Origin of the sequence: Kitasatospora sp. NPDC059646 (genome assembly GCF_042734615.1) — a bacterium.
Lineage (GTDB): Bacteria > Actinomycetota > Actinomycetes > Streptomycetales > Streptomycetaceae > Kitasatospora.
This window is the reverse complement of record NZ_JBHWDS010000024.1, coordinates 47,280-62,555: the sequence shown is the minus strand read 5'-3', so window position 1 is coordinate 62,555 and position 15,276 is coordinate 47,280. Positions and strand designations below refer to the sequence as shown.

The following is a 15,276-nucleotide window of genomic DNA, read 5'->3' as shown; positions in this document are numbered from 1 at the left end:
GTGACGGAGGATCAGGCCCACGAGTGGCTGACGGTCGCGGTCGCGGAGGCCCGCCTCGGCCTCGCCGAGGGCGGCGTCCCGATCGGAGCGGCGCTGTTCGGCCTGAACGGCGAACTGCTCGGGCGCGGCCACAACCGCCGCGTCCAGGACGGCGATCCGTCCATGCACGCCGAGACCGCCGCGTTCCGCGCCGCCGGCCGCCTGCGCGGCTACCGGGACACGGTGATGGTCACCACGCTCTCCCCCTGCTGGTACTGCTCCGGCCTGGTCCGGCAGTTCGGCATCGGCCACGTCGTCATCGGCGAGTCCGTCACCTTCACCGGCGGCCACAACTGGCTGGCCGAACACGGCACCGGCATCACCCTGCTGAACGACCCGCACTGCGTGCGCCTGATGACCGACTTCATCACCGCCCGCCCCGACCTGTGGCACGAGGACATCGGCGCATGACCCGCGAGGCCCTGGCCGCCGCCGTCCGCACCGCCCTCGAAGGCTGCTGCGAGGGCTCCACCACCGACCTGCTCGGCTCCCTCGCCGCCGGCACCGCCGACCGGTTCAGCGACATCGACCTCCGCTGGGTGGTGCCGGACGCCGCGTTCCCGTCCTGCCTCGCCGCCGGGACGGCCGCGCTCGCCGCCGTCCGCCCCGTCGAACAGGTGCGCAGCGACCCGGACTTCCTGCACTCCGACCGCCGCCGCCTGCTGTTCGTCCGCTTCTCCGGCGTCCCGCTGTTCTGGCGGCTCGACCTCGACGTGCGCGCCGCGTCCGTCGCCGACGACCCCGGCTACGACGTCGAGAACCCGGCCGCCCGCGCCGACGACACCGAGTGGTCCCGTCCCGCCAGCGCCCTCGCCAACGCCGTCGCCGCCGCCAAGGCCCTCGCCCGCCGCCGCCCCGCCACCGCCCACGGACTGATCGCCCGCGCCTTCGCCCGCCTCGGCCTCCCCCACCGCACCACCGGCGACCCCTACGCCGACCTCCACCGCCTCACCGCCGCCGCCACCCGCCAGGACCCCGCCCTCGCCCCGCTCGCCGCCCGCATCACGGCCCTCGCCGACCACCACCGCTGACCGCACCCGAAACCGGCGCCGCGCCACCCCTCAGTGCTCCGGCACCGGTCCACCGCCACGGGTCAGCAGCAGCGACAGCACCGCCAGCAGCGAGCAGCCCGCCATGCCGACGAACATCGGCACCGCCGTGTCCTCCCCGCCCAGGCCCACCAGCGGGGCGACCGCCGCGCCGAAGGCGCTCTGCAACGCGCCGAGGACGGCGGAGCCGGTGCCGGCGGCGTACGGCACCCGCCCGACGGCGAGCGCGGTCGCCGTACCGAAGACCTGGCCCAGACCGAGGAAGGCCAGAACGACCAGCGACAGCGCCGGGACGCGGTCGAGCCGCCCGGCCGACGCGAGCACCAGCGCGGCGCACGTCGCCACCAGCAGCACGGCCAGCCCGATCCGCAGCAACCGGTCCGGGGTGTGCCGGCCGACCAGCCTCGCGCCGACCGCGCTCGACACCGCGGCGGCCAGCGCCCCCGCCGAGAACGCGAGCGACGCCCCGCCGACCCCGAACCCGAGGACGTTCTGCAGCAGGAACGGCGACCCGGCCAGGTAGCAGAACACCGCACCGCAGCCGAACGTGAACGCGAACGCGTACCCGAGGTAGACCCGGTCGGTGAGCACCGCCCCGGCCGCCCGGACGGTCGCAGCCGGATCCCCGGACCGCCGCCGCGCCACGGGGAGACTCTCCGGCAGGAACACCAGCGCGGCCAGGAACATCACCGCCGAAACGGCCGCCAGCACCCAGAACACCCCCCGCCAGCCGCCCGCCCCGCCCACCACGGCGCCGCCCGCCAGCGGCGCGACCACCGGCGCGATCCCGCCGAGCGCCATCAGCACCCCGAACAGCCTGGCCGCGACGACCCCCGACGCCAGATCGGCGACCACGGCGCGCCCCACCACCAGACCGGCCGCGCCGGAGAACCCGGCCACGAACCGCAGCACCACCAGCACCGGAAGGCCCGGCGCGACCGCGCACAGCGCCGTCGCCACCGTGCACACGGCAGCCCCGACCAGGATCGGCCGACGCCGCCCGAGCCGGTCCGACAGCGGCCCGAGCACCAGTTGCCCCGCCCCCGAACCGATCAGGAACGCGGTGAGCGTCGACTGCACGCCGGAGGCCGTGGTGCCCAGTTCGCCGATCATCCGCGGGAACGCCGGAAGGTACATGTCCGTGGCGAGCGGCATCAGGAACGACAGCAGGGCGAGCGTCGCGGTGAGCGTCACGGCAGGCACGGCCTGCGCGTTCGGCACCCGCGCCCCGGGCAGGGTCGACATCCGTGCTCCTGGACGGTCGGCGGGAGAAGGCTCCGCAACAGGCGGTCCCTGTAGGTATAGAGGCACCGCCACCGCCGTCGCCAGGGTCCTGCCACGACTTCCACGCCTCCGGAACGACCGTGCCCGCCGCTGCGCGACATCGCACAACGACGGGCACGGGCCCGGCTACTGGCGCTGCGTCAGCTCCGGACGGTCGCCACCGCCGCCCCCAGCGCCTCCTTGATCCGCGGCCCGAGCCGGGCGAACCCGAGCTCCTTCATCGCCGCCCGCAACAACTCGTCGTCACTGCGCACCGTCCCATCCGCGTCGAACCACGCCACCAACGCGACCAGCTCCTCCGCGGAGTACCCGGTGATCGGCTTCCCCGGCGTCAACTCCGGCTTGACCGGCCCGGCCCCACCCTCAACGCCCCCGTCGCCCGCCGGCTCGACCTCGGGCTCGACCTCAGCCGCAACCTCGGCCACGGGCTCGGCGACGGCCTCCACGACCGGCTCCGGCTCAGGCTCTGCGGCGATCTCCTGCTCCGCCTCGACAACGGAAGCCTCAGCGACCGGCTCGGCCACGGGCTCAGCAACCGGCTCCGGCTCAGCGGCGATCTCCGGCTCGGCCTCAACCTCGGCAGCCGGTTCAGCGACGACCTCGGGCTCCGGATCCGCCTCCACGACCTCAGCCACGGGCTCGGCCTCGGCCCCGGCCCCGACCTCGGCGACGACCTCCACCACCGGCTCCGGCTCAGGCTCTGCGGCGATCTCCTGCTCCGCCTCGACAACGGGAGCCTCAGCGACCGACTCGGCCACGGGCTCCACGACCTCGGCCACGGGCTCGACCTCGGTCTCCACCGCGGCAACGGCCTCGGCAACCGGCTCAGCCTCAACCTCGGGCTCCACCTCAGCGACCGGCTCGGCCGCGGGCTCCACCTCCGCCTCGACCTCGGCAACCGGCTCAGCCTCAGGCTCCAGCTCCGCCACCGGCTCAGCCTCGGGCTCGTCCTCCACCTCGGCGGCAACCTCCGCCACCGGCTCGTCCGCCCCCGGCTCGGCCTCGACCTCGGCCGCCACCTCAGCAATCGGCTCGACCTCGGGCCCAACCTCCGCTTCGGCAACCGGCTCCACCTCGGCGGCAGCCTCCGCCACCGGCTCGTCCGCCACCGGCTCGGCCTCGACCTCGGCCGCCACCTCAGCAATCGGCTCGACCTCGGGCTCAACCTCCGCTTCGGCAACCGGCTCCACCTCGGCGGCAGCCTCCGCCTCGACCTCGACGGCAGTCTCCTCCGCGACCGCCTCAACCTCGGCCGCAGCCTCGGCGACCGGCTCGACCGCCGGCTCGGCCTCGACCTCGGTCACCGGCTCAGCCTCGGACCCAAGCTCCGCCTCGGCCTCGGCCTCGACGACCGGCTCGGCCTCGACCTCCGCGGCCGGCTCGTCCGTGGCCTGGCGCGGGCCGGCGGCCAGGGCTGCGCGGGCGGCCTGGTGACGGTCGTAGGCGGCCAGCGCAGCGTCCTTGTCGGCTTGGCGCTCCGTCAACTCCTCCAGCAGCTCCGTGAGCCCCTGCTCGGCGAGTTCGAGGCGCAGCTGGCGGAGTGCGGAGAGCCGGTACAGGGTGCCTTCGTCGGCGGCCAACCGGTCGACCAGGTCGGCGAGTTCGCCGAGCGGCAGGGAGTCGAGGGCGCGCTCGGGGAGCAGGCGGGCGAGCGAGCGGACGGCGTCGGCCAGCGATTCGACGACGTTCGCGGTCTCGGTGAGCAGCGCCCCGTCGACGGGCACGGACGGCCGGGTGGTGCCGGCGACGTCGGCTGCCAGGGCGGTCCAGTCGCGGTGGGCGGCGGCGGCTGCGACGAGCGCGGCGTGGAGTTCGGCGCGGCCGGGGGCGCGGGTGCCGGCGGAGGCGAGGGCGCGGGCCTGGCTGCGCAGGACGCGGCGGCGGTTCCAGCCGAGCTTGGCGCCGTGTTCCTTGCGGTAGGCGCTGGTGCCGGTGGCGGCGGCGAGCTGGTGCAGGTCGTGGTCGTAGGCCTCGGCGCGCAGGGTTGCGGAGGTGGCGTGGACGCGCTGCAGCAGGTCGAGCAGGGTGGTGAGGCCGCCGAGGGTGTCGGGGATGCGCAGGCCGGCCTTGTCGGCGATGGCGTTGGCGGCCTTGCCGACGGCGCGGGTGTCGCGGCTGCGGAGTTCGGCGAGGACGGTGGACGCGGCGCGGGCGTCCTCGGGTCCGGTGAGGGTGTCGGCGGCTTCCAGCCAGGGGTTGTTCTCGTGGTTGAGCGTGAAGCCGCCCTGGTCGGCGAACCGGCCGAGCTCCTCACGGGTGCTCTGGCGGGTCTCGCCGTCCGTCGCGGACGCGGTCTCGGACGCGGCGTCGTCGGCGTCGTTCAGGGTGCGCACTGTCATGTGAAGTCCGGTTCGTGGCGTGGTGGCGGGCAGGGGGGCGGGTGGGGTGGTTGCGGCGGCGGTGGCGTCGCGGGAGGCCAGAATACGGGTGCGCGTTCGACGCTTGCACGCACCTGACCCCGTGAATTGCCGGGCCGCGCTGGACCGGTGGCGTCGGGCCGGGCCCGTCCGCGTGGTCCGTACGGTAGGGAGCGGCACCGACAGTACGCCTTTCCCGGGCGGGTGGCGGGAGTTGGGGCGGTTCATCGGCGGGTTCCGGCGGGGTCGGGGAGGAGTCGGCGCAGCTCGTCGAGGCCGACGGGGTGGTGGAAGTCGCGGAGCGGGGTGCGGTGCCACCAGGCGCCGGTGTCGCGGAGCTCGGGGCCGGTGGTGAACCGGTAGCGGTAGAGGCGGGCCCGGATCAGGGCGGGCGGGGTGTCCGGGAACGGGTTGCGGCGCAGCAGGCGGAGCGTGTCGGGGTCGTTGACGAGGAGTCGGGCGAGCAGCGGCAGGAACCAGGGGCGGGCGTAGGAGGGGGAGATCGCGGCGAACCACATCAGCCAGTCGAGGCGCAGGTGGTAGGGGGCGAACTGGCGTGGCAGCCGCCGCACTTCGCCGGGTTTGCCGTGGAACTGGTACTCCTGCCAGCCGTGGACGCCGTCGGGGTCGCGGGTGCCTTCGAGGACGATTTCGTGGCGCACCCGGTTGACGGAGCCGAAGGCGCCGTAGGTGTTGACGAGGTGGAGCGGGTCGTAGGAGCGGTTCATCTGCTGTCGGGGGGAGAGCAGGTTGCGCGCGGGCCGCCAGGAGCGGGTCAGGACGAGCAGCGTGTAGAGCGCCACCAGTACCTGGTACCAGGCGGGTTGGGCGGGGTAGTGCGGGTCGGGGGCGATCGGCAGGACGCGGCGCAGAGTGCCGGTGTCGAGGACGCCGAGGGCGAGGGCGACGGTGAGCCAGTTCAGCCAGGCGAAGTTGCCGGAGGCGATCAGCCACAGCTGGGTGGCGATCATCAGCAGGGCGGCGTCGGAGGCGATCGGCTGCGGCAGGAACAGGCCGAAGGGGACGACGAGTTGGACGACGTGGTTGGCGGCGGCCTCGGCCTTGTGCAGGGGCCGGGGCAGGTGGTGGAAGAACCAGCTGAGCGGGCCGGGCATGGGCTGGGTCTCGTGGTGGTGGTAGAGGCAGGTGAGCTTGCGCCAGCAGGCGTCGCCGCGCCACTTGATCAGTCCGGCGCCGAATTCGACCCGGAACAGCAGCCAGCGCAGCAGCCACGTGCCGAGGACGGGCGGTGCGGTGCCGGCGTTGCCGAGGAGGACGGCGAGGGCGCCGGCTTCGAGGAGCAGCGATTCCCACCCGAAGGCGTACCAGGTCTGTCCGACGTTGACGATCGAGAGGTAGAGCGCCCACAGGAGGGCCCACAGGGCCATGGCGGCGCCGAGCGGGACGTGGTTCGCGAGTCCGGCGAGGAGTGCGGCGGCGAGTGCGGCGCCGGTCCGGGCGACGGTGGCGTAGAGGCGGTCGCTGTAGTGCCAGTGGAACAGGCTGGGGGCGCGGCGGGCCGGGACGCGGGCGACGAACCGCGGGATCGGGAGCAGGCCGCGGCTGCCCAGCAGGGCGCGGAACTGGCGGGCGGCGGCGAGGAACCCGCACAGGTAGACGAGGGCGAGCAGGCGCAGGAACAGCTCGCGGGCGAGCCGGTACTCGGGGGCGGCGAACCATGCCATCCGGCCGCTCCTCGGGTCGGCTGCGCTCGGGCCGCCCCCATGCCTACCATTCGCGGCCGGGGCCGTGGGGCCGGTTGGGGGTGCGGTGGTGCGCCGGTTCATCCGGTCGGCCCTGTCCGGCGTGCGCGGGGCGGGGTTCGCGCGTATCGGCTGCCGGAACTCCCTGCCGGTCGCGGACGGAGTGTGGTGTCATTCCGCCGAACCATCGTCAGGAGCAAGTGAAGGAGACGCACATGTCCGCAACCTCTTCGCCGTCCGCCGCCGACCCCGACTGTTCACCGGCGGACGGCTCTCCCGGCGTCCGCCCGGCCGGGCTGGGCGCGGCGGTCTGGGCGGCGCTCGGCATCGTGTACGTGGTGTGGGGGTCGACCTATCTGGCGATCCGGGTGGTGGTGGAGACCATGCCGCCGCTGCTGTCGGGGGCACTGCGGTTCGTCGCGGCCGCGGCGCTGCTGGCGGTGGGGCTGGCGGCCCGCCGCGGAATACGGGCGCTGCGGGTGACGTGGAGTCAGTTCGCTTCCGCCGCACTGGTGGGCGTGCTGCTGCTGGTCGGCGGCAACGGCATGGTGGTGCTGGCCGAGCGCACCGTCCCGTCGGGGCTGGCGGCGCTGATGGTGGCGAGCGTGCCGCTGTGGGTGGTGCTGCTGCGGCGGGCGTTCGGCACCCGGACCGGGCCGGCCACCCTGGCGGGCGTGCTGGTCGGCCTGGTCGGCCTGGCGGTGCTGACCGCGCCGGGCCTGACCGGCGAGGTGGAGCTGTCCGGGATGCTGCTGGTGGTGGCGGCCGCGGTGGTGTGGGCGCTCGGCTCGGTGCTGGCGGGTCGGCTGCCGATGCCGGCCGACCCGTTCGTGGCGAGCGTGTACGAGATGCTCGCGGGCGGCGTGGGTGCGCTCGCGCTGTCGTTCCTGCGGGGCGAGCCGGGCGGCTTCCACCCGGCGGAGGTGTCCACCGCGTCCTGGCTGGGGCTGGCGTACCTGGTGCTGTTCGGCTCCATCGTCGCCTTCACGTCTTATGCCTGGCTGTTGCAGCGCGCGCCGCTGCCGCTGGTCGCCACCTACGCCTACGTGAACCCGGTGGTGGCGGTGTTCCTCGGGTGGCTGGTCCTCTCCGAGTCGCTGACCTGGCCGATCCTGCTCGGCGGCGCGATCGTGGTCGGCGGTGTGTTCCTGGTGGCCCGCAACGAGCGCTGAACGCACACCGCGTCGACCTTCCGACTTGCCTTCAAGAAGGTAACGACTTGGTTCCGCCCCCCCGACCAATGATTTACTTCTTGACGACACATGATGGGTGGGCTTGACTCCCCTTCACCTCGCCGCAGGGACGCGGCGCTGTCAGGGAGGCACCACCCACCATGAATTCGATGACGCGTCGACTCGTCATCGGCACAGCCGCCGTGTCGATGACGATGTCGCTCGCCGCCTGCGGGAACGACAACTCCGCGTCGGCCTCGGGCAACCAGGCGATCGGCCTGCTGCTGCCCGAACGCGCCTCGTCCACCCGGTACGAGGCGTTCGACAAGCCGCTGATCGAGGCCGCCGTCACCGGCCAGTGCACCAAGTGCAGCATCGACTACGCGAACGCCGACGGCGACGAGACGACCCAGAAGAAGCAGTTCGACGCGCTGCTCGCCCGCAAGGTCAAGGTGATCCTGCTCGACCCGGTGAACGCCGCCGTCACCGCGCCGTGGGTGGACGAGGCCGCCAAGAAGGGCACCAAGGTCATCGCGTACGACCGGCTGGCCGCCGGCAAGGTCGCCGCGTACATCTCCTTCGACAACCAGCGCACCGGTGAACTCCAGGGCCAGGGCCTGCTGGAGGCGCTCGGGCCCAAGGCGTCGAGCGCCGAGATCGTGATGATCAACGGGGCCGACACGGACCCGAACGCGGCCGACTTCAAGACCGGCGCGCACCGGGCGCTGGACGGCAAGGTCAAGCGGATCGCCTACGAGCAGTCCGGCGAGTGGAAGCCCGAGGTGGCCGCCGCCAAGGTCAACGAGGCGATCGCCAAGCTGGGCAAGAACGGCTTCCAGGCCGTCTACTCCGCCAACGACGGCATGGCCGGCGCGATCATCGACGCCCTGCACAAGGCCGGCCGCACCGACGTGCCGGTCGGCGGGCAGGACGCCTCGCTGGACGCTGTCCGACGGGTCCTCACCGGCGAACAGGCGTACACCATCTACAAGCCGTACCAGCCGGAGGCGGAGGCCGCCGCCAACATGGCGGTCTACCTGGTCAAGGGCATCGACGTCACCTCGGTGGCCTCCACGATGACCAATTCGGGCGACAACCAGATCCCCTCGATGCTGCTCAGCCCGGTCGTCGTCACCAAGGCGAAGGTCGCCGAGACCATCGTCGCGGCCGGCCTGTACAAGGCCGAGGAGATCTGCAGCCCGCAGTACGCGGCGGCCTGCCGGGCCGCGAACATCCCCGGCTCCTACTGACCGGGGCGGGCCGCGCGCCGCGCCTTGTGCGGGGGCGTCGCGCGCGGTCCGTTCCCCCGGCTCCGCGACGGGGGCGGCTGCGCAGGGTGGCCGGGAGATCACAGGACGGCGGCGAACCGGTGGCCCGGTACCCAAGCGTCCGCTCCGCGTGGTCCACTGGGCACCTTGCCGAGCGAGGGGAGCGTGCGACATGACCCAGAACCTGACCCTGGACCTTGACCTGCAGACCGACTACTTCCGGGCCGCCGACGCGACGGCCGTGCAGAAGGTGATGGCCGCCAAGGACGGGAAGCCCGCCGAGGCCTTCGAGTCGGTGCGGGCCAAGCGGATCGATCCGACCACCGTGCTGCGCCGCCTGGTCGCCGCCGTGGAGACCAAGGAGTTCGAGGCCGGCGGCGCACCCGACCGCTCGGTGTGGCCGACCGGACCGCAGCCCTGGGCACCGGACGAGGACGGCACCGCGCCCACCGAGATCGACCAGGAGGACCCGTGGATGACCGGGCCCTGGGTGGTCGAACTCGCCGACGAGACCCGTGACACCCTCGCCCTCATCGACCGCAAGCGCCTGCCCGAACTCGCCGCCCGCTGGGCCCGCGCCGAGGAGCTCCGGCCCCTCGCCACCGCCGAACTCGTCCAGCTCATCCACCGCCTGGGCGTCCTCGCCCGCCGCGCCAAGAAGGCCGACCAGCACCTGTACTGCTGCCTCTCCGGCTGACGCTTCCGCTTCCTCGGGGCCTGCCTTCGAACCCGCGGCGGGGGTGAAGGCGGGCCCTGGCACCGCCGCCGTCCGCCCCGCCCCCCCCGCGACGGCCCGACCGGCCGGGCGACGTCCTCTAACCGGCCGTCCTTCCGGGGCCCCGCCCTCCCGGAGCCCCGCCCTCCCGACGCCCCGTCAGTCCGCCGCGGTGAACGCGGCCCGGACCGAGCGCTCGGCGCCCTCGCGCAGCCGCCGCTCGCCGAGTTCGGGCAGCAGGGCGGTGACGTGCTCGGCGGCCAGCGGCGCGAGCAGGGCGTGCGCGGTGTGCTCGGGGTCGGGCGTCCCCGCCAGCAGCACCGTCAGGTGGCGGTGCCAGAACCGGTACGCGCCGATCCGGTACCGCGCGCCCGGCGCGGCCGTCTCCGACATCCGCACCAGTGCCAGGTGCGGCAGCAGGTAGTCCAGGTACGCCGCCACGAACGCGGCCGCCCGCTCCTCCGCCGGCGCGCCGGGGCCGAGCGGTGCCGGCCCGCGCAGGATCCCCTCCTGGAGTTCCCGCTCCCGGGCGTCCAGCAGCGCCACCGCCAGCCCCGACTTGTCGCCGAAGCGCCGGAACAGGGTGCCCTTGCCGACGCCCGCGGCCGTCGCCACCTGGTCCATCGACACCGCGTCCACCCCGTGCTCGGCGAACAGCCGGCCGGCTGCCGCCAGCACTGCCGCGCGGTTTCGGGCGGCGTCGGCGCGTTCCTTCGGCGGCGGGGTGCGGAGGAGTTCCAGCGGCGGCGCCGCCTCCGCCCTTGCCGAACCGGACTGCGGTCCGTTAACGTTCTGAGCCATAAGAGGACTGTAGTCCGAATCCCTTGGAGATGGTGACATGACCGCTCTCATCACCCGTGACGACCTGGCCGCCGCGATCGACGCCGGCACCGTGACCGTCGTCGACACCCTGGCCGGCGAGTACTACGCCCGACAGCACCTCCCCGGCGCCCTCGCGCTCCACCCGTCCGAGGTCGACAGCCGGGCCGCCGCCCTGCTCCCCGACCGCTCCGCCGCGATCGTGACCTACTGCTCCAACCCCGCCTGCGCCAACAGCGGGCAGGTCGCGGACCGCCTCACCGCCCTCGGCTACACCGACGTCCGCAAGTACCGCGAGGGCATCCAGGACTGGGTCGAGGCGGGCCTCCCCACCGAGTCCGCGTGACCCCGGCGGTCCGCCGGGTTCCGCTCAACTCCCGGCGGGCCGTGCGGCATTGCCCGCGCGCTGGGTGACGGCGATGCAGGCGACGACGGCGAGGGCGGTGGGGACGGCGGCGCCGGGCAGCCGTTCGCCGAGGAGCAGGACCGCCCAGCAGAGGGTCAGCAGCGGCTGGACGAGTTGGAGTTGGCTGGCGCGGGGGACGCCGATCGCCGCCATCCCCCGGTACCACACCACGAAGCCGCCGAACTGGGAGACCGCGCCCAGGTAGGCGAGGCCGGTGACGCCGTGCAGGCTCCAGTGAACGGGCTCGGCGGCGAGGGCGAGGGCACCGGTGGCGGCCGTGACGGGGAGCGCGGCGGCCAGGCTCCAGGCGATCACCTGCCAGCCTGGCATGGTGCGGGACAGCCGGCCGCCCTCCGCGTAGCCGACCGCGCAGATCAGCAGGGCGCCGAGCAGGTACAGGTCGGCGGTGCCCAGGCCCGCGCCGTGGCTCTGCCGGACGGTGAACGCCAGCACCGCGGCCGCCCCCGCCAGCGCGGCGAGCCAGAACGCGCGGGGCGGGCGGGAGCCGGCCCGCAGTGCGGCGACGGCCGCGGTCGCGAGCGGCAGCAGGCCGATCACCACCGCGGAGTGCGCGGTGGAGGAGATCCGCAGCGCGAACGTGGAGAGCACCGGGAAGCCGATCACGCACCCGGCGACGACGGCGGCCAGGCCCGGCCACGCGGCCCGCAGCGGCACCTTCGCCCCGGACGCGACCAGGCAGGCCGCGGCGAGCAGCCCGGCCAGCACTCCGCGCAGGCCGGTGAGCGTCCACGGACCGAAGCCCTCCAGCGCCCAGGTGGTCGCGGGGAAGGTGAAGGAGAAGCAGAGCGTTCCCAGGGCGGCCTGGACGGTGCCGCCGACCGCTACTGGCGACGGTGCGATAGCGCTATTCTGTGCAGACATGAATGACGGTAGCAGTCAGGCTGCGCTGATCGGAAGGCCCGTCAATGACCGTGCAGGAGCTGACCGACGCGCTGCGCAGCACCGTGATGCGCTACTCACCGGGCGAGCGGATCCCCAGTAGCAGGGAGCTGGTGGAGCGCTACCGGGTCAGCCCGGTGTCGGTGTCCCGGGCGATCCGCGAACTGGTCGCGGAGGGCGTGGTGGTGACGCGTCCGGGCGCGGGGGTGTTCCGGGCCGAGCCCCGGCCCGCGTCCGCCGCGCAGGGCGACTTCTCCTGGCAGGAGGTCGCGCTCAGCGCCGAGGCCGGCGCGCCGCCGGCCCGGACGGTGGACGCCTCCGGTGTGCTGGCGGCGCTCGCCCTGGCCCCGCCGGAGGTGGTCGACCTGAACAGCGGCTACCCGCATCCGTCGCTGCTCCCGGAGCGGGCGCTCGCCGGCGCGCTCTCCCGGGCGGCCCGCCGGCCCGGCGCGTGGGGCCGGCCGCCGCTGGAGGGCCTGCCGGAGCTGCGCGGCTGGTTCGCCCGCGAGGTCGGCGGCGGAGTCACCGCGGCGGAGGTGCTGATCACGGCGGGCGGCCAGAGCGCGCTGACCACGGCGCTGCGCTCGCTGGCCCCGCCCGGCGCGGCGGTGCTGGTCGAATCCCCCACCTATCCGGGTCTGTTGGCGATCGCCCGGGCCGCGGGGCTGCGTCCGGTGCCCGTCCCGGTGGACGAGGACGGGGTGCGGCCGGAGCGGCTCGCGGAGGCGTTCGCGGTCTCCGGCGCGCGGCTGTTCGTCTGCCAGCCGCTGTTCCAGAACCCGACCGGCGCGGTGCTCGGCGCCGGGCGGCGGCGGGCCGTGCTGGCCGCCGCGAAGCGGGCCGGGGCGTTCGTGGTGGAGGACGACTTCGCCCGGCTGCTGGCCCACACCGACGCCCCCGAACTGCCGCCGCCGCTGGCCGCCGACGACCCGGACGGCACGGTGGTCCACCTGCGCTCGCTCACCAAGGCGGCCGCCCCCAGCCTGCGGGTCGGCGCGCTGGTCGCCCGCGGCCCCGCGCTGGCCCGGCTGCGCGCCGTCCAGGCGGTGGACTCCTTCTTCGTCCCGCGCCCGCTCCAGGAGGCCGCCCTGGAGCTCGTCACCTCGCCCGACTGGCCGCGCCACCTGCGCTCCCTGGCACGGGAGCTGACGGCCCGACGGAACCTGACCACCGCCGCCCTGGCCCGCCGCGCCCCGGAACTGCTGCCCGAGCGGATCCCGTCCGGCGGCTTCCACCTGTGGCTGCCGCTGCCGGCCGCGGTCGATCCGGCCGCGTTCACCGCCGCCGCCCTGCGCCACGGCGTCGCGGTCTCCCCCGCGCGCGGCTACTTCACCGCCGAACCGGCCCCGCGCACCCGCGTGAGCTTCGCCGCCGCCGAGAACCACGCCCAACTCACCGACGCCGCCCACCGCCTGGCCGCCGCCCTGGCGTCACTCGGCTGAGACCCCGTCCCGTCCGACGGGCGACGGTCCGGCGCACGGCGGCCACCCCGCCCGGCACGGTCGGCCGTCGGCGCTCCCCGACGGTGCGGGAAGCCCACCGGCCCGACCCGTCGTCAGCGGGCGAGTTCCAGCAGCGCTATGCCGGTGAGGACGGTGGCGCTGGCGGCCAGGCGCAGCGGGCCGAGGCGTTCGCGGAGGACGAGGGTGCCGATCAGGGCGGCGATGACGATGGAGGTCTCGCGGAGGGCGGCGATGGTGGGCAGGTCGCCGACCGTCTGGGCCCACACCACCAGGCCGTACGCGGTGAGCGACATCAGGCCGCCGGCCAGCGAGGCGGTGCGGCCCCGGCGCATCGCGGGCAGCAGGGTGCGGCCGCGGACGGCGAGCACGGCGGCCAGGACGGCCAGGCCCTGGAGGAGGAACATCCAGGCGATGTAGCCGCCGGTGGAGTCCGCGACCCGCACCCCGTTCCCGTCCACCACGGTGTAGCCGGCGATCAGGACGCCGGTGCCGAGCGCGGCGGCCAGCGCCGGGAGCTGCTCGCGGCGCGGCCACCCGCCGGCCAGGGCCAGCCCGGCCAGACCGAGCGAGATCACCGCGACGGCGACGGCCTGTCCGGCCGGCACCGGGTGGTGCAGGACGGTCGCGGCGAGCAGCGCGACCACCGCCGGAGAGGTGCCGCGGGCGATCGGGTACATCTGGCCGAAGTCGCCCAGCCGGTAGGCCCGGGCCAGCAGCAGCTGGTAGCCGACCTGCAGCGCGGTCGAGGCCAGCAGGTACGGCAGGGCGCGGGCCCCGGGCAGCGGCACGCACAGCGCGAACCCTGCGCCGAAGGCCACGAACACCACGTTCATCAGCGCCACGCCCGCCAGCCGGTCGCGCACCCCGTGCACCAGCGCGTTCCACACCGCGTGCAGCAGCGCGGCGGCCAACACCACGACCGGGACGGCGTCCTGGCTCACCCGCATCTCCCTCCCGCGGCTCCCCGACCGCAGACCCACCGGCCGCCGGCGGCCGGCCACCACCGCCGGCCGGCCGACAACCGGACCTCAACTTGTACAGACAACTTAGCGTGCCCCGCCCCGACCACGACAGCCGCCCCCGCCCGCCGCTCCGGTGGCCCGCCCCGCCCGGGCGGGGCGAGACTGGACGGGTGCCCGAACTCCCCGAAGTACAGGCGCTCGCCGAGCGGATGACCGCCGCCTGCGCCGGACGCGTCCTGGACCGCGTGGACGTGCTGTCGATCCAGGCGCTGAAGACCTTCGACCCGCCGGTGCAGGCGCTCACCGGACGGGCCGTCAGCGGCGTGTCCCGGCACGGGAAGTTCCTCGACCTGGCCACCGACGGCGGCCCGCACCTGGTGGTGCACCTGGCCCGGGCCGGCTGGGTGCACCGGCGGGCGTCCTTCCCGGCCAAGCCGCCCGGCCGCCGCGGACCGCTCGCCCTTCGGCTCGCCCTGGACGACGGCAGCGGCTTCGACCTCACCGAGCAGGGCACCACCAAGCGGCTCGCCGCGTACGTGGTGACGGACCCGCAGCAGGTGCCCGGCATCGCCCGCCTCGGCGTCGACGCGCTGGCCGCCACCCCGGAGCAGCTCGCCGCGCTCGCCGCCGGGGCCAAGCAGCGGCTGAAGACCTTCCTCACCGACCAGACCGTGCTGGCCGGCATCGGCAACGCGTACTCCGACGAGATCCTGCACACCGCGAAGCTCTCCCCGTACGCGCTGGCCGCCTCCCTGGACGCGGAGCGGCTGGAACGGCTGCACGCCGCGATCCGGCACGAACTGGGCGGCGCGCTGGAGCAGTTGCGGGCGGCGCCGGCCGAGGGGCTGAAGTCGGAGAAGAAGGCCAACCTGGCGGTGCACGGCCGGGCCGGCGAGAGCTGCCCCGTCTGCGGGGACACGGTGCGGTCGGTCAACTTCGCCGACTCCTCGCTCCAGTACTGTCCGACCTGCCAGACCGGCGGGCGGGTGCTGGCCGACCGGCGCCTGTCCCGGCTGCTCAAGTAGCGGGAGCCGGGCGGGGGGCGGGGTGGCCGCCCGCGTGGAGTGGCCGGCCGGGGCAGCCGTCCGCCGGGTCGATTTGCTCGAATATGCGCGAATATCGCTATGATCAAGCAACTT

General features: G+C 74.7%; 14 protein-coding genes. 8 read left to right on the top strand and 6 right to left on the bottom strand.

What is annotated here, in order from left to right:
- Both ACFV1L_RS19055 and ACFV1L_RS19050 read left to right on the top strand, forming a co-directional pair.
- Positions 1–450 (top strand): nucleoside deaminase, encoded by a 450-nt coding sequence (locus ACFV1L_RS19055; protein ID WP_380367237.1) that lies wholly within the window; start codon positions 1–3, stop codon positions 448–450.
- The gene (locus tag ACFV1L_RS19050; RefSeq protein WP_380367235.1) at positions 447–1,070 is read left to right on the top strand and encodes a hypothetical protein; all 624 of its coding nucleotides are present in this window, start codon (positions 447–449) and stop codon (positions 1,068–1,070) included. The genes ACFV1L_RS19055 and ACFV1L_RS19050 overlap by 4 nt, the downstream gene beginning before the upstream one ends.
- Before the next feature lie 30 nt (positions 1,071–1,100).
- Here ACFV1L_RS19050 and ACFV1L_RS19045 read toward each other — a convergent pair whose 3' ends face one another.
- The 3 genes from ACFV1L_RS19045 to ACFV1L_RS19035 form a co-directional block, all read right to left on the bottom strand.
- Complete coding sequence (locus tag ACFV1L_RS19045; protein WP_380367234.1) at positions 1,101–2,333, bottom strand: multidrug effflux MFS transporter; 1,233 nt, start codon at positions 2,331–2,333, stop codon at positions 1,101–1,103.
- Between the two features lie 179 nt (positions 2,334–2,512).
- Positions 2,513–4,711, bottom strand: coding sequence for a hypothetical protein (locus ACFV1L_RS19040; RefSeq protein ID WP_380367232.1), 2,199 nt, complete (start codon positions 4,709–4,711; stop codon positions 2,513–2,515).
- A gap of 242 nt (positions 4,712–4,953) precedes the next feature.
- Positions 4,954–6,414 carry a lipase maturation factor family protein gene (locus ACFV1L_RS19035; protein ID WP_380367231.1) on the bottom strand — a complete coding sequence of 487 codons (1,461 nt, stop codon included), beginning with the start codon at positions 6,412–6,414 and terminating at the stop codon, positions 4,954–4,956.
- Positions 6,415–6,647: 233 nt separating this feature from the next.
- Here ACFV1L_RS19035 and ACFV1L_RS19030 point away from each other — a divergent pair, with 233 nt between their 5' ends.
- The 3 genes from ACFV1L_RS19030 to ACFV1L_RS19020 all read left to right on the top strand — a co-directional run bounded on the left by ACFV1L_RS19030 (position 6,648) and on the right by ACFV1L_RS19020 (position 9,569).
- Complete coding sequence (locus ACFV1L_RS19030) at positions 6,648–7,604, top strand: EamA family transporter (protein WP_380367229.1); 957 nt, start codon at positions 6,648–6,650, stop codon at positions 7,602–7,604.
- A gap of 161 nt (positions 7,605–7,765) precedes the next feature.
- Positions 7,766–8,854 carry a sugar ABC transporter substrate-binding protein gene (locus tag ACFV1L_RS19025; RefSeq protein WP_380367228.1) on the top strand — a complete coding sequence of 363 codons (1,089 nt, stop codon included), beginning with the start codon at positions 7,766–7,768 and terminating at the stop codon, positions 8,852–8,854.
- A 190-nt stretch (positions 8,855–9,044) separates the two neighbouring features.
- Positions 9,045–9,569 (top strand): hypothetical protein, encoded by a 525-nt coding sequence (locus ACFV1L_RS19020; protein WP_380367226.1) that lies wholly within the window; start codon positions 9,045–9,047, stop codon positions 9,567–9,569.
- Positions 9,570–9,746: 177 nt separating this feature from the next.
- Here the strand turns inward: ACFV1L_RS19020 and ACFV1L_RS19015 are convergent, their stop codons facing one another.
- Positions 9,747–10,388 (bottom strand): TetR/AcrR family transcriptional regulator, encoded by a 642-nt coding sequence (locus tag ACFV1L_RS19015; protein ID WP_380367225.1) that lies wholly within the window; start codon positions 10,386–10,388, stop codon positions 9,747–9,749.
- Positions 10,389–10,425: 37 nt separating this feature from the next.
- Between ACFV1L_RS19015 and ACFV1L_RS19010 the strand changes: the two genes are divergently transcribed.
- Entirely contained in the window at positions 10,426–10,752 is a 327-nt protein-coding gene (locus ACFV1L_RS19010) for a rhodanese-like domain-containing protein (protein WP_380367223.1), read from the top strand.
- Between the two features lie 24 nt (positions 10,753–10,776).
- On the opposite strand, the gene ACFV1L_RS19005 is transcribed toward ACFV1L_RS19010, so the two are convergent.
- On the bottom strand, positions 10,777–11,694 hold the full coding sequence (locus tag ACFV1L_RS19005; RefSeq protein WP_380367221.1) for a DMT family transporter: 918 nt from the start codon (positions 11,692–11,694) through the stop codon (positions 10,777–10,779).
- A gap of 44 nt (positions 11,695–11,738) precedes the next feature.
- Here ACFV1L_RS19005 and ACFV1L_RS19000 point away from each other — a divergent pair, with 44 nt between their 5' ends.
- Complete coding sequence (locus ACFV1L_RS19000) at positions 11,739–13,154, top strand: PLP-dependent aminotransferase family protein (RefSeq protein WP_380367220.1); 1,416 nt, start codon at positions 11,739–11,741, stop codon at positions 13,152–13,154.
- A gap of 113 nt (positions 13,155–13,267) precedes the next feature.
- Here the strand turns inward: ACFV1L_RS19000 and ACFV1L_RS18995 are convergent, their stop codons facing one another.
- Positions 13,268–14,116, bottom strand: coding sequence for an EamA family transporter (locus ACFV1L_RS18995; protein ID WP_380367219.1), 849 nt, complete (start codon positions 14,114–14,116; stop codon positions 13,268–13,270).
- A gap of 191 nt (positions 14,117–14,307) precedes the next feature.
- Between ACFV1L_RS18995 and ACFV1L_RS18990 the strand changes: the two genes are divergently transcribed.
- Positions 14,308–15,162, top strand: coding sequence for an Fpg/Nei family DNA glycosylase (locus tag ACFV1L_RS18990; RefSeq protein WP_380367218.1), 855 nt, complete (start codon positions 14,308–14,310; stop codon positions 15,160–15,162).
- Positions 15,163–15,276: the final 114 nt, after the last annotated feature.